This is a genomic window from Weizmannia acidilactici, assembly GCF_008974185.1.
In the GTDB taxonomy this organism is placed as follows: domain Bacteria; phylum Bacillota; class Bacilli; order Bacillales; family Bacillaceae_C; genus Weizmannia; species Weizmannia acidilactici.
This window is the reverse complement of record NZ_BKZP01000027.1, coordinates 33,394-46,423: the sequence shown is the minus strand read 5'-3', so window position 1 is coordinate 46,423 and position 13,030 is coordinate 33,394. Positions and strand designations below refer to the sequence as shown.

Sequence of the window (13,030 nt, the reverse complement as noted above, 5' to 3'; positions counted from 1 at the left end):
AGACCTCAAGAGGGTGGAGCCAGAACAGGTTTATTGAAAGAGGATACAAATGGGTCATTGAGGAGAAACTCAAGGAAAGCATATTGGCGAATTTCTAAAAGTCCAATATTACACAAAACCCTTGGTAACTCCTACTGGAATCACCAAGGGCTGAAAGCCTGTATGAAAAGTATTGTGACAAGCGTCATTTATTTGGTTGAACCGCCGCATACGGAACCGTACGTACGGTGGTGTGAGAGGACGGGGGCTAGTCACCTCCTCCTACTCGATTATGATCCGGTTAATCCTGGATCGGCTGTTTGTTTTCATCAAGCGTAAATCCTTCCCCGAGCACATCGTGGACGACCATCATCGATACAAAGGCATGGGGATCAATGGAGTGGATAATGCCTTTTAAGCGGGAGACTTCGTTTTTCCCAACAACACAATACAACACATCGCGATCCTGCTTTGTGAACATCCCGTGCCCGCGGAAAACGGTGACGCCGCGGTCCATCTGATTCATCACCTTTTCGGCAATTTCATTATGCTTTTCCGAAATAATAAAAGCTCCTCTTGCCGTATAGGCGCCTTCCTGCAGAAAATCGACGACGCGTGAGCCGACAAAAACGGCAACAAGCGTATACATCGCCTCCCGGTAGTGCAAGTACGTAATGAGCGACAGCGTGATCACACAGGCGTCGAACATAAACATCGTTCTCCCCATCGCCACGCCTTTATATTTAAATATGAGCCTCGCAATAATATCGACGCCGCCTGATGTTCCCCCGTAACGGAAAATAATACCTAGCCCGACGCCGATAAACACGCCTGCAAAAAGCGATGCGAGAAACATATCATCGTGCAGCGGGATATTGAAATGCTTTTTTCCGAAAATCCATAAAAAAAGGGAGGACCCAAGCGTGCCAATGATGGTGTAGTAAAACGATTTTTTTCCTAAAAGTTTCCATCCAATAATAAATATGGGAATATTCAAAATCAGGTTGGAATAGGAGGGATTGATATGAAATAAATAGTAGAAGAGCAGCGTGATCCCGGTAAACCCGCCTTCCGCCAGATGGTTCTGGATATTGAAATGGACAATGCCAAAGGCGAAAATGGCAGACCCGAGCAAAATAAAAAAGATGTTTTTGATTTTCAGCATATCCATATCCTCCTTTTCCGGCAAATTTTTCATATCCGGCGTCCCCATTATAGCTTAAAAGAAATCAAAACCGCAATAAGGCGCATTGTACGCAAATGAATCATTTGTAAAATCCGCCAATTTTAGCTAACATGGAAGAGTATCAAACATTGCGGGGGTCAGGATATGACGGACGACAAAACAATGCGGCAAATGCAAAAAGAAGTGGACGATTATATCTCACAGTTTAAGGAAGGGTACTTCAGCCCGCTTGCGCTTACGGCCAGGCTGACGGAGGAACTCGGGGAACTGGCGAGGGAAATCAACCATTATTACGGGGAGAAGTCGAAAAAACCGGATGAAGAGCCGAAAACGGTGGAAGAAGAGCTCGGCGATTTGCAGTTTGTCATCATTTGTATGGCGAATGCTTTACATATTGATTTACAAAAAGCGCATGACCGGGTGTTGCATAAATTTAATACCCGGGATAAAGATAGATGGACGAGAAAAGATTGAAAAGGAGTTGTTGGGACGTGGATGTAATACGCATTATTGTTGCCGGCGCGCGCGGGAAAATGGGGAGCGAGGCGGTCAAGCTCGTTCAAAGGACGGAAAATTTTAAACTGGTCGGCGTTTTGGACCATAAAGACGGCGGGAAACTGTTGAATGATGTATCTGATTATGACGGCGAACCGGTCCGGATTTATACGGATCCCAAGGAATGCCTTGAAAATTGCCCGGCTGATGTATGGATTGATTTAACGGCGCCGAAAGCAGGGTATCACAATGCAAAAGCCGCCCTTGAGTACGGTGTCCGCACTGTTGTGGGAACGACCGGGTTTACGGATGCGGAACTCGACGATTTAAAAGCGGTTGCCGAGGAAAAAGGGATCGGCTGCATCATTGCTCCGAATTTTGCCGTCGGGGCGGTGCTCATGATGAAATTTGCGAAAATGGCGGCGAAATATTTCCCCGATGTGGAAATTGTTGAACTGCATCACGACCAGAAAGTGGACGCCCCGTCCGGCACGAGCGTAAAAACGGCACAAATGATTTCAGAGGCCCGTACGAAAAAAACACAAGGACATCCGAATGAAAAAGAAACGTTGAAAGGGGCAAGAGGGGCAGATTTTGAAGGGATGCACATCCACAGTGTCCGCCTGCCTGGCCTTGTTGCGCACCAGGAAGTGCTGTTCGGCGGCGGCGGCCAGCTGTTGACGATCCGCCACGATTCATTTAACCGGGAATCTTTTATGTCAGGTGTCAAAGTTGCAGTAGAAACCGTCATGAACCTCGATACATTCGTTTACGGCCTGGAAAATATTTTGGATTGATAGGGGAGTGGAGAGACATGAACATTGCACTGATCGCCCATGATAAAAAGAAAGACGATATGGTCCGGTTTGCCTGGGTCCATAAAGAGGTGCTTGTTAAACACAAGCTTTACGCGACAGGGACAACCGGTAAAAGGATTATGGATGAAACAGGGCTTTCCGTCCACCGTTTCCAGTCGGGCCCTTATGGTGGTGACCAACAGATCGGGGCGCAAATCGCAAAAAATGAAATGGATCTCGTCATTTTTCTGCGTGACCCATTAACCGCGCAGCCGCATGAACCGGATGTCTCCGCCTTGATCAGGCTTTGTGATGTCCACCAGGTTCCTTTGGCGACGAATATCGGGACGGCTTCCATTCTGATGGAACAGTTAAAAAGAGAAGGCATTTCTTGGCCGACGCTTGCGGGAGATGGAAAACAATGACAGGTAAGGTAGATATCCTCGCATTCGGGGCACATGCTGATGACGTCGAAATCGGCATGGCGGCTTCAATTGCCAAATGGGCATCCCTTGGAAAAAAGGTTGCGATCTGCGATTTAACGGAAGCGGAGCTGTCTTCCAACGGGACAGTCGAAAACCGGAAAATCGAAGCAAAAAAATCGGCAGCTTCTCTCGGGGTTGCAGAAAGGATGACGCTCCAATTGCCGGATCGCGGCCTTTTTATGCTGGATGAATATATCCGGAAAATTACAGGTGTGATTCGTGCATTTAAGCCTGAAGTGATATTTGCGCCGTATCATGAAGATCGCCATCCTGACCACGGCAACTGCGGCAGGCTGGTCGAAGAAGCTTTCTTTTCAGCCGGAATCCGGAAATACGTTTCCGATCCGGATCTTCCTTACCATAAGCCGAAACATCTCTATTTTTATATGGTAAATGGCTCCCATCAGCCGGATTTTATCGTAGATGTCTCGGATTATATGGATAAGAAAATCGAAAGCCTGCATGCGTATGAAAGCCAGTTTTCAGATGGGAAAAACAACGTCAGCACCCCGCTTACAGACGGCTATATTGAAACAGTGGTTTCCCGTGAAAGGTTGTTTGGCAAGGAGCTCGGGGTAAAATATGCGGAAGGATTTTTAAGCAAAAAGCCATTACTCGTGAATTTGGATGTGCTCGATTTATGAAAAAGTTGAAAATCGGGATTACATGCTATCCGACAGTCGGTGGCTCCGGCGTCATTGCCGCGGAGCTCGGCCAGCTGCTTGCGGAAAACGGACACGAGATCCATTTTATTACGTCAAGCGTGCCGTTTCGGCTTAATAAAATGTACCATAATATTTATTACCACCAGGTCGAAGTCAACCCGTATGCCGTTTTCCAATATCCGCCTTATGATATTGCACTCGCCAGCAAAATCGCCGAAGTTGCGGAAAGGGAAAAACTCGATGTGATGCATGTCCATTATGCGATCCCGCATGCGATTTGCGCGATTCTCGGCAAAATGATGGCGAAAATAGGCATGAAAATTGTAACGACACTGCACGGCACGGACATCACCGTGCTCGGGTACGACCCGTCCCTTGCTTCCGCCATCCGCTTTGGGATCGAACAGTCCGACGCAGTCACGGCGGTTTCCAATGCACTCGTCCAGCAGACATACGATTTAATCCAGCCGCAAAAAAAGATTACAACGGTTTATAATTTTGTTGATGAACGGGTGTACCGCAGGGTGAATGCGTCTCATTTGAAAAAAGAATACGGCATTTTGGAAAAGGAAAAAGTGCTCATTCACGTTTCCAACTTCCGGGCCGTAAAACGCGTTCCCGATGTTGTCAGGGCATTTGCAAAAGTGAGGGAGCAAATCCCGGCAAAGCTCCTGCTTGTTGGCGACGGGCCGGAAATGACAGTCGTATCCCGGCTTGTAAGGGATTTACATATTGAAAAAGACGTGCTGTTTTTAGGAAAACAGGACCAGCTGGAAGAACTTTATTCGATCAGCGACCTTATGCTGCTGTTATCGGAAAAGGAAAGTTTCGGGCTGGCGGCACTTGAGGCGATGGCCTGCGGCGTGCCATGCATCGGCACCGATATCGGGGGCATTCCAGAAGTGATTGACGACGGGCGCAACGGCTACCTGTGCCAACTTGGCGATATTGCAGGCGTTGCCGAAAAGGCTCTCCGTTTATTCCGCGATCCCGCCCTGTACGACTCTTTTTCAAAGGCGGCGGAGAAAACGGTGACGGAAAAATTTTATTCCAAAAAAATATTAAGACAGTATGAAGAAATTTATGAACAATTGGTAAATGAGGTTGATGGACATGCTTCCGCCATTTCAAACAGCACTCCCCGTCATCCAAACGCTTGAAGATGCAGGATACGAAGCTTTTTTCGTCGGTGGGTCGATCCGCGACAGCTTGCTCGGGCGCCCTGTGCATGATGTAGATATCGCCACATCGGCAAAACCGGAAGAAGTCAAGGCGTTATTTAAGCAAACGGTTGACGTCGGGATTGAACACGGAACGGTGCTCGTGCTGTACGGGAGGCGCCAGTACGAAGTCACAACGTTCCGGACCGAGTCGGAATATAAAGATTACCGGCGCCCGGAGTCGGTTGAATATGTGGATTCGCTCCTTCTTGATCTAAAGCGCCGCGATTTCACCATGAATGCGATCGCGATGGACAAAACGGGAAAATTGATTGACCCGTTTTCTGGCAAAGAAGCGATCCGGGACAAACGGATCGAAACGGTCGGCTCGCCGGAGGAAAGATTCCGCGAAGATGCGCTCCGTATGATGCGGGCTGTCCGCTTTATGAGCCAGCTCGGCTTTGAGATCGAAAACGGAACGAAGCGGGCGATCCGAGTCTATGCCCATCTGCTAAAGTATATTGCCGTCGAAAGGATTACACAGGAGTTTATCAAATTATTGGAAGGCGTGCGCCCTTATGAGGCGCTTGCTTTCTTATGCGAAACAAGGCTTTTGTCTTACCTGCCGGGGCTTGAAAAGATGGAAATGCGCCTCATGCCCGCATTAAACCCTGCTTTAAATGAATTGACAGAATCCCAGCTTTGGGTATATCTTATCAAAGCTGTGGAACCGGATGATGAAAATGCATTCCTGCGAAAATGGAAACTGCCGAATCTGAAGCGGAAAGCGATATTGCGCACACTCGGATTTGTTAGAAAGCGGACGGCGCGGCCGTGGGATACGGTAATGCTGTATGATGCAGGTAAAAAAACAGCAGTTGATGCGGAAACCGTTTTTTGCGCCTTCCGCCGGGAAGACTGGCGGGAACATACGCCCGCCATCGAAAAAGTTTTCCGGGAAATGCCCATTACGGACCGCAGCCAGCTTGCGGTAGACGGCAAAATGCTGATGGATTTCTTTTCTAAAAAAGGCGGCCCGTGGCTGAAAGAGATGCTCCGCGAGATTGAAACGGCTGTGTTAACCGGAAAGGTTGATAATCAGTGGGATGCGATTCGGGGGTGGCTTGCATGCAAACATCCACAAGAAAAAAAATTTTAGAACTGCTGACAGAAGCGGGAGGCGGTTTTGTTTCCGGGGAATTGCTGGCAAAAAAACTTAACTGTTCACGCGCTGCGGTGTGGAAGCATATGGAGGAACTCCGAAAAGAAGGTTTTGAGCTGGAAGCGGTCCGAAAAAAAGGCTACCGTATCAAGAGCACAGAAGATAAAGTGACAGAAAATGAAATCCAGTACGGCCTGGAAGCAAAACGGCTCGGAAAAACCGTTTATTACAAAGAAACGGTTGATTCGACGCAAAAATTGGCGCATCGGCTCGTGCAGGAAGGCTGCCCCGGCGGCACGCTTGTCATTGCCGAAGAACAGACGGGCGGCAGGGGGCGGCTACAGCGCGCCTGGTACTCCCCAAAATACACAGGTATCTGGATGAGCGTTGTGCTGCGTCCGGACCTCCCGCCGCAATGGGCGCCTCCTTTTACGTTGATCGCTGCGGTTGCGGTTGCCCAGGCGATCGAAGAAACGGCGGGGGTGCATCCTGAGATCAAGTGGCCGAATGATATATTGATCGGCGGGAAAAAATGCACCGGGATTTTAACCGAACTTCAGGCGGATACCGACCAAATCCAGGCGGTCATTATCGGAATCGGCATCAATGTAAACGAAACGGAATTTCCGGATGAATTAAAGCCGATTGCCACTTCCCTTTTGATCGAATCGGGGAGAAAAATCAAACGTGCGCTGCTTGTCCAGCGTATTCTGGAAAGACTGGAAAAATACGAGAAAATTTATATCGAAAACGGGTTCGCACCGTTAAAATTATTGTGGGAAAGCTACGCGGCCGTGATTGGCAAAAATATTACCGCACACACTTTAAAAGGAGATATATCGGGAAAAGCGATCGGGATTACGGATGAAGGCGTACTGCAATTGGAGGGGGAAGACGGAAAAATACACTCTATTTATTCTGCGGATATCGAAATCGAACGTTAAAAAATTGGCACAAATGGACGGGAAATATAGAGTTATTCGGCTGAACCTGTTATAATAAACTTGGGTAGTATCTATTCCGGAACTATACCATACAAGAATTGCAAAACAAAAATAGATTCTGCCTTGATCCGAATCGGACGGGGACAGAGGGCCGAAATGAACAATTGAAAAACACGAGAGCCCTTCTGTCTAAAGAAGGGCTCCATTTTTCTAATTGTTTGTTTTTCCTCTGATCCGGTCAATTCCATGACAGGTGAGGAGTGATTGAAAGTGAAGCAGACAACGGATTTTTTCAAAATGAAGCAGATGGAAGAAAAAATCGCAATGGTAACCGCTTACGATTATCCATCTGCGAAACTGGCGGAAGAAGCGGGTGTGGACATGATTCTTGTCGGCGATTCGCTTGGCATGGTGGTGCTCGGCTATGATTCGACGATCCCTGTGACGGTGTCCGATATGGTCCACCATACGAAAGCGGTGAAACGCGGGGCAAAAAATACATTTATTGTAACAGATCTTCCTTTTATGTCGTATCATTTGGGCCGCGATGAAGCGCTGAAAAACAGTGCATGTATCATTCAGGAAGGAGGGGCGCACGCAGTTAAATTGGAAGGCGGTGCTGAAGTGGCGGACAAAATTGCAGCGCTAACGGAAGCCGGCATTCCGGTCATGGCGCATATCGGGTTGACGCCGCAAAAAGTCGGGATTTTCGGCGGCTATAAAGTTCAGGGGAAAACCGCCGCGGCGGCAAAAAAACTGCTGGAAGACGCAAAAGCTTGCGAACAGGCCGGCGCCTTTGCGGTCGTCCTTGAATGCGTGCCACGGCAACTTGCGGAAGAAGTGACGGCAAGTTTGACGATTCCGACTATTGGCATTGGCGCAGGCCGTGCTGTTGACGGGCAGGTGCTCGTATTCCACGACCTGGTGCGCTTTGGCAGCGAAAGGGTTGCAAAATTTGTAAAACAGTTTGCCGACGCTGATACGGTCATGCGGAACGGGTTAACGCAGTACGTACAGGAAGTGAAAAACCGGCTGTTCCCGGAAGAAAAACATACGTACACGATGAAATCAGAAGAGCTTGCGGTGCTTTATGGAGGGCGCACACAATGAATACAGCTGCGGGGATGAAAGTCGTCACAACAAGAAAGGAAATTCAGGCGATTGCAACAAAACTAAAAAAAGAAGGGAAATCCATCGGTTTTGTCCCGACAATGGGATTTCTCCATGAAGGGCACCTGGCACTTGCGGAAAGGGCAAGGAAAGAAAACGATTTTGTGTTTATGAGCATTTTCGTCAATCCGCTCCAGTTCGGGCCGAACGAAGATTTCGAGCGGTATCCGCGCGATGCAGAAGGGGACCGGAAAAAAGCAGAAACGGCAGGGGTGGACGTTTTGTTCATCCCAACGTCGGAAGAAATGTACCCGCACCCTTTATCGGTGCAAATGAAGGTCACCAAGCGTACCGATGTCCTCTGCGGCCGGAAACGCCCCGGCCATTTTGACGGGGTGGCGGCAGTACTCACAAAGCTTTTTCATCTCATCCAGCCTGACCGCGCTTATTTCGGGTTGAAAGATGCCCAGCAGGTCGCGGTTGTTGAAGGTTTGGTGCGTGATTATGATTTTCCGGTTGAAATTGTGCCGGTTGGCATTGTCCGTGAGAAGGACGGTCTCGCGAAAAGCTCACGGAACGTTTATTTGTCGGAAGCGGAACGGAAAGAGGCGCCTGAACTGTATAAAAGTTTGCAAATTGCAAACAAAGCGGTCGAAGAGGGGGAAAGGAATCCCGAAAAAATCATTTCGATCGCCAAGCAGCATCTTAAAACCCATACAAATGGAAAAATCGATTATGTCGAACTGTATTCCTACCCTGAACTGCAGCCGGTCGCTGAATTAAGAGGGCGCTCTATCCTGGCCATAGCTGTCCAATTTGAAAAAGCGCGCCTTATTGACAACATCATTTTCGAAATATAACATCACGCAGATTTTGGAGGGATTGTTTTGTTCCGGACGATGATGAACGGGAAAATACACCGCGCAACCGTGACGGAAGCGAATTTAAACTATGTTGGCAGCATTACGATTGATGAAGATCTTTTGGATGCGGCCGGTATGGCGGCAAATGAAAAAGTGCAAATCGTAAACAACAATAACGGGGCTCGTTTTGAAACCTATATTATCCCGGGAAAAAGGGGGAGCGGGGTTATCTGCTTAAACGGGGCGGCAGCCAGGCTTGCCCAGGTCGGGGATATCGTGATCATTATCTCTTATGCCTTGATGACGGAAGAAGAAATGAAATACCACCGCCCGAAAATCGCCTTGCTTGACGCCAATAACCGGATTGAAAAAATGCTGTCGGAAGAACCGGCTTCGACCGTAATATAAAACGAAAACCGCACTTGCTTGCAGGTGCGGTTTTCCATTTTGCGCGATCCTATATGGCGAATCTTCGTTTTTATGTTAAAATAATACAATATGAAAGATACGGGGCAAAATTTTATATCAGGTGATGGTATGTTACAGCGCTATGTAGTCGTAGATATTGAAACAACAGGAAATTCAGCAAAGAAAGGCGACCGCATCATCCAATTTTCCGCCGTTGTGATTGAAGGCCGGGAAATTAAGGAGCAGTTCACCAGCTTTGTCAACCCGGGACAGCCGGTTCCCGCCTTTATCGGGGAATTGACGGGCATTGAGGACCACATGCTGGAAGATGCGCCGCTTTTTTTGGAAATCGCCCCGCGCATTATGAAAATGCTTGAAAACAGTATTTTTGTCGCCCATAATGTGCTTTTCGACCTGCCATTTTTGCAGCAGGAATTAAAAGAAGCCGGATTACCGCCGTTCCGCGGATTCAACATGGATACGGTCGAATTTTCCAGAATCGCCTTCCCGACTTTGGAAAGCTATAAATTGGCCGACTTGGCGGAGGCTTTGTCCCTTTCCCATGAAAGGCCGCACAGGGCAGACAGCGACGCGTTAGTTACGGCTAAACTTTTTCTTGCCTGCATTGAAAGATGTGCATCCCTACCGCTTGTAACGCTTGAAAAACTCGCCCCTCTTTCTTATTCCTTAAAAAGCGACCTTGCCTACCTTTTTCAGGAAATTCTTGAGGAGAAGCGCAGACATGCGGATGATCTCCCTCCTGAATTGGAAGTATTCCGCGGCATTGCCTTGAGGCGGAAAAAAATCGTGCCGCCCGCTTCCGGCCCGCGTGTTATCGGAAGTTACCCGGCAACAGTTGGTGAAAAAGAAAAATTATTCCAAGGTGCCGGCAGCGGCTTTGAAATGCGCCCCGCCCAATTTGACATGATGGACCATGTCCGGGATGCTTTGTCTTCCGGCCGCCATGTCGCGGTGGAAGCGGGAACGGGCGTCGGCAAATCTTTGGCTTACCTGCTGCCGGCCGCTTACCAAGCAGTCGCCTCACAGAAGCCCGTTTTAATTAGCACGTATACGGTAGCACTTGAACACCAGCTTTTAAACAAGGAAATCAAATCGCTCGAGCGCATCCTGAATGTCCCGCTCCGGACGGTTTTGCTAAAGGGAAGGAGCCATTACCTGCATTTATTCAAGTTTGAGCAGTCGTTAAAAGAGCAGGATCACCAGTATGATTCGGTGCTGGCAAAAATGCAGATTTTGGTTTGGTTGACCGATACAGAAAGCGGGGATGTCGACGAGCTGAACTTATCGGGCGGCGGGAAAAAATATTGGCGGCGGATCAAGCAGGACGGCTGGCATACCGATAAAAAGGACCCGTGGAAAACGCGTGACTTTTATCTCCATGCCAAAGCTTGCGCGGAACAAGCCGACATTGCGGTCACGAACCATGCGATGCTGTGCGGGGAGCTGGGCAGGGACCGGTCCGTTTTTGACGTGTTCCAATACGTGATTGTGGATGAAGCACACCATCTGGAACAAGCCGCACGGGAAATGATGGGGAAACGCGCGGATTATAACCAAATGAAATATATGGTGAGCAGGATCGGCCTCTATGAACAAAAACAGTTGTTCTATGAGCTGGAGCAGCTGATGGAGAAATACGGGCTCCATGGCAGGACGCACACGTTCGAAGCCCAATCACTCTTAAAGGCGCTTGATGCCGAAATCGATGACCTGTTCGGGATGCTAGCCCGGAAAGTCATGCGCCATAAAAAAGATACGTCCGGTTATCATAAGATTAAATTAAGGATCAAAAAAGAAAACTGGAAACAAAAATCATGGCAGGCCGTTTTGCATTGTACGGAACGCATCCGGGCTTCTTTAAAAGACATTTCGCAGGCCGTAACAGAAAGGCTTGAACAGCTGCTTGCGGGAAAAAGCCTTACGGAAGAGGAACAGGCTTTTATCGAAGAAATGTACAGCTTTTTGGCAGACTGGGATGCATTAAGGGACAATATGGCGATTTTCATCGGACAGAACGAGAACGGGGGAAGAAGTGATGTCGTATGGCTTGAAGGGGATTTGCGCGCGCTCCCGAACAGTCTTGTTATCCATTGCCAGCCGGTCTATGCCGGGGAAATATTGCGGAATAAGCTTTTTGCCAAAAAGAAGAGTGTCGTCCTGACTTCGGCGACATTGACCGTAAACGGTAGTTTCCAGTATTTTCTCCAGGAAGTCGGACTCTCGGCAAAAACGGCAAAAACGGTCCGCATCCCTTCGCCGTTCCGGTATGACAAAAAGGTGCAGTTCATCATCCCGAGTGATCTGCCGGATATTTCAACTGTCCGGCTTGATGACTTCGCAGAAAAAACAGCCGGATATTTGCTTGCCGTTTCCGAAGCGACAAAAGGGCGGATGATGATTTTATTTACATCGTTCGATTTGCTGAAAAAGGTGTACCAGCTCATGAAAGATAGCGGTATGCTTGAAGATTATATGCTCATTGCGCAGGGGATCTCGAGCGGAAGCCGGTCGAGAATGACGAAGACCTTCCAAAAATTTGATAAAGCGATCTTGTTCGGCTTAAGCAGCTTTTGGGAAGGGGTGGATATTCCGGGCGATGACCTTTCATGCCTTGTGATGGTTCGCCTGCCGTTTTTGCCGCCGGACGAGCCGGTTACGGAAGCGAAATGCGATTATTTACGGGCCCAGGGGAAAAATCCGTTTTCCGCCTATTCTTTGCCGGAAGCGGTATTAAGGTTTAAGCAGGGGTTCGGCAGGCTGATCCGGACAAAAACGGACCGCGGGATTTTTCTCGTCCTCGACAGAAGGATTGAAACGACGACGTACGGGCCGGCCTTTACAAAATCGCTTTCGCCAGTCAGGATCAAGCACCAGACGCTTAATGAAACGCTCGATACGATTGAAAATTGGCTGTAAAAAAATTGCGCTGCCGAAAAGCAGCACAAAAAAGGTGGACCAGAAAAAATTATTGAATTCATCATTTTTTCATTCATTTTTTGCTGCTATAATGATGAAGGAAATGATTCAGTGATCATATTATAGCCTGTGCGGGGCGTGATATGAGTTACAATATCTGCTTATAAAGGGTGGTCTCGATGGAAGGCAAAATTGAAGTGCTTTCAAGCGTGAAAATCAAGCATCAGCCGGACCTGTATAAAATCGTTGATGTGCTAAACAGGGTATTAAAGCATGAAAATTTGATGTTTGGGCTTGCGTTGGACACGGAAGACCCAAGCATGGCGAAATTTACGATTTACCGTACGTAAGATTGGAAAATGAGGGTTATGGATGAAAAAAGCATTGATCATTATCGGCATATTTATTGCCGTCATCGTGGGATTCGCGGCGCAAACCTATTGGGGGGCAAGGAAACCGTATAACGATGCTTACAAAAAAGCGCAGTCGCTTGCAAAAACGGAAGCTGGCATCCGGTCAGTCGACCAATTTTACCTTTATAACGGGAATGCCACCTATTATGTTGTCGTCGGGAAAGGAAAAGGCGGCGCCAAAAAGGCAGTTTGGATCCCCGAAAAACATCCGAAACGCATTGTAGTGTTAAACTGGAATAGCGGGATATCAAAACAGGATGCAGTCAATCAGGTAAGGCAAAACAAACAGCCGGATAAAATTTTATCCGTGCGCCTCGGCATGGACAGCCAAGTTCCCATTTGGGAAGTTGCTTATATAAAAGGAAACAACCTTAGTTATTATGAGGTTCCTTTCTTAAAAAAATCCCATTGACAAGATTGGAGAGA

14 protein-coding genes are annotated in these 13,030 nt (G+C 48.1%); 13 read left to right on the top strand and 1 reads right to left on the bottom strand.

The features are described from left to right. Positions 1-280: 280 nt before the first annotated feature. A complete protein-coding gene (locus BpJC4_RS11855) occupies positions 281-1,144 on the bottom strand; it encodes a YitT family protein (RefSeq protein ID WP_151680751.1) in 864 nt (287 codons plus the stop codon). Positions 1,145-1,309: 165 nt separating this feature from the next. On the opposite strand from BpJC4_RS11855, the gene BpJC4_RS11850 reads away from it, so the two are divergent. The 13 genes from BpJC4_RS11850 to BpJC4_RS11790 all read left to right on the top strand — a co-directional run bounded on the left by BpJC4_RS11850 (position 1,310) and on the right by BpJC4_RS11790 (position 13,016). Then, positions 1,310-1,639 (top strand): nucleotide pyrophosphohydrolase, encoded by a 330-nt coding sequence (locus BpJC4_RS11850; protein ID WP_151680750.1) that lies wholly within the window; start codon positions 1,310-1,312, stop codon positions 1,637-1,639. A 17-nt stretch (positions 1,640-1,656) separates the two neighbouring features. Beyond that, positions 1,657-2,457, top strand: coding sequence for a 4-hydroxy-tetrahydrodipicolinate reductase (gene dapB, locus BpJC4_RS11845; protein ID WP_151680749.1), 801 nt, complete (start codon positions 1,657-1,659; stop codon positions 2,455-2,457). 17 nt (positions 2,458-2,474) lie between these two features. Beyond that, the gene (mgsA, locus tag BpJC4_RS11840) at positions 2,475-2,882 is read left to right on the top strand and encodes a methylglyoxal synthase (RefSeq protein WP_151680748.1); all 408 of its coding nucleotides are present in this window, start codon (positions 2,475-2,477) and stop codon (positions 2,880-2,882) included. Then, complete coding sequence (gene bshB1, locus BpJC4_RS11835) at positions 2,879-3,586, top strand: bacillithiol biosynthesis deacetylase BshB1 (RefSeq protein WP_151697946.1); 708 nt, start codon at positions 2,879-2,881, stop codon at positions 3,584-3,586. The genes mgsA and bshB1 overlap by 4 nt, the downstream gene beginning before the upstream one ends. Continuing rightward, complete coding sequence (bshA, locus tag BpJC4_RS11830; RefSeq protein ID WP_151680746.1) at positions 3,583-4,767, top strand: N-acetyl-alpha-D-glucosaminyl L-malate synthase BshA; 1,185 nt, start codon at positions 3,583-3,585, stop codon at positions 4,765-4,767. The genes bshB1 and bshA overlap by 4 nt, the downstream gene beginning before the upstream one ends. Next, positions 4,721-5,926, top strand: a complete 1,206-nt coding sequence (locus BpJC4_RS11825) for a CCA tRNA nucleotidyltransferase (RefSeq protein ID WP_151697945.1) — start codon at positions 4,721-4,723, stop codon at positions 5,924-5,926. Before bshA ends, BpJC4_RS11825 begins: the two co-directional genes overlap by 47 nt. Further along, positions 5,896-6,873, top strand: coding sequence for a biotin--[acetyl-CoA-carboxylase] ligase (locus tag BpJC4_RS11820; protein WP_151680744.1), 978 nt, complete (start codon positions 5,896-5,898; stop codon positions 6,871-6,873). The genes BpJC4_RS11825 and BpJC4_RS11820 overlap by 31 nt, the downstream gene beginning before the upstream one ends. A 270-nt stretch (positions 6,874-7,143) precedes the next feature. Continuing rightward, positions 7,144-7,983, top strand: coding sequence for a 3-methyl-2-oxobutanoate hydroxymethyltransferase (panB, locus tag BpJC4_RS11815; RefSeq protein WP_151680743.1), 840 nt, complete (start codon positions 7,144-7,146; stop codon positions 7,981-7,983). A gap of 14 nt (positions 7,984-7,997) precedes the next feature. Then, on the top strand, positions 7,998-8,843 hold the full coding sequence (gene panC / locus BpJC4_RS11810) for a pantoate--beta-alanine ligase (protein WP_151680752.1): 846 nt from the start codon (positions 7,998-8,000) through the stop codon (positions 8,841-8,843). 27 nt (positions 8,844-8,870) lie between these two features. After that, on the top strand, positions 8,871-9,254 hold the full coding sequence (gene panD / locus BpJC4_RS11805; RefSeq protein ID WP_151680742.1) for an aspartate 1-decarboxylase: 384 nt from the start codon (positions 8,871-8,873) through the stop codon (positions 9,252-9,254). 129 nt (positions 9,255-9,383) lie between these two features. Continuing rightward, complete coding sequence (dinG, locus tag BpJC4_RS11800; RefSeq protein ID WP_151697944.1) at positions 9,384-12,191, top strand: ATP-dependent DNA helicase DinG; 2,808 nt, start codon at positions 9,384-9,386, stop codon at positions 12,189-12,191. A 179-nt stretch (positions 12,192-12,370) separates the two neighbouring features. Continuing rightward, positions 12,371-12,541, top strand: a complete 171-nt coding sequence (locus BpJC4_RS11795; RefSeq protein ID WP_151680740.1) for a YpmA family protein — start codon at positions 12,371-12,373, stop codon at positions 12,539-12,541. Between the two features lie 22 nt (positions 12,542-12,563). Next, positions 12,564-13,016, top strand: coding sequence for a cell wall elongation regulator TseB-like domain-containing protein (locus BpJC4_RS11790; RefSeq protein ID WP_151680739.1), 453 nt, complete (start codon positions 12,564-12,566; stop codon positions 13,014-13,016). Positions 13,017-13,030: the final 14 nt, after the last annotated feature.

Bases quoted from the DNA above. Each gene is read 5' to 3' on its own strand.
- mgsA (WP_151680748.1), top strand. From the start codon at position 2,475: ATGAACATTGCACTGATCGCCCATGATAAAAAGAAAGACGATATGGTC.
- panC (WP_151680752.1), top strand. From the start codon at position 7,998: ATGAAAGTCGTCACAACAAGAAAGGAAATTCAGGCGATTGCAACAAAA.
- BpJC4_RS11825 (WP_151697945.1), top strand. From the start codon at position 4,721: ATGCTTCCGCCATTTCAAACAGCACTCCCCGTCATCCAAACGCTTGAA.
- bshB1 (WP_151697946.1), top strand. From the start codon at position 2,879: ATGACAGGTAAGGTAGATATCCTCGCATTCGGGGCACATGCTGATGAC.
- BpJC4_RS11795 (WP_151680740.1), top strand. From the start codon at position 12,371: ATGGAAGGCAAAATTGAAGTGCTTTCAAGCGTGAAAATCAAGCATCAG.
- BpJC4_RS11850 (WP_151680750.1), top strand. From the start codon at position 1,310: ATGACGGACGACAAAACAATGCGGCAAATGCAAAAAGAAGTGGACGAT.
- bshA (WP_151680746.1), top strand. From the start codon at position 3,583: ATGAAAAAGTTGAAAATCGGGATTACATGCTATCCGACAGTCGGTGGC.
- BpJC4_RS11855 (WP_151680751.1), bottom strand. From the start codon at position 1,144: ATGCTGAAAATCAAAAACATCTTTTTTATTTTGCTCGGGTCTGCCATT.
- BpJC4_RS11820 (WP_151680744.1), top strand. From the start codon at position 5,896: ATGCAAACATCCACAAGAAAAAAAATTTTAGAACTGCTGACAGAAGCG.
- BpJC4_RS11790 (WP_151680739.1), top strand. From the start codon at position 12,564: ATGAAAAAAGCATTGATCATTATCGGCATATTTATTGCCGTCATCGTG.
- dinG (WP_151697944.1), top strand. From the start codon at position 9,384: ATGTTACAGCGCTATGTAGTCGTAGATATTGAAACAACAGGAAATTCA.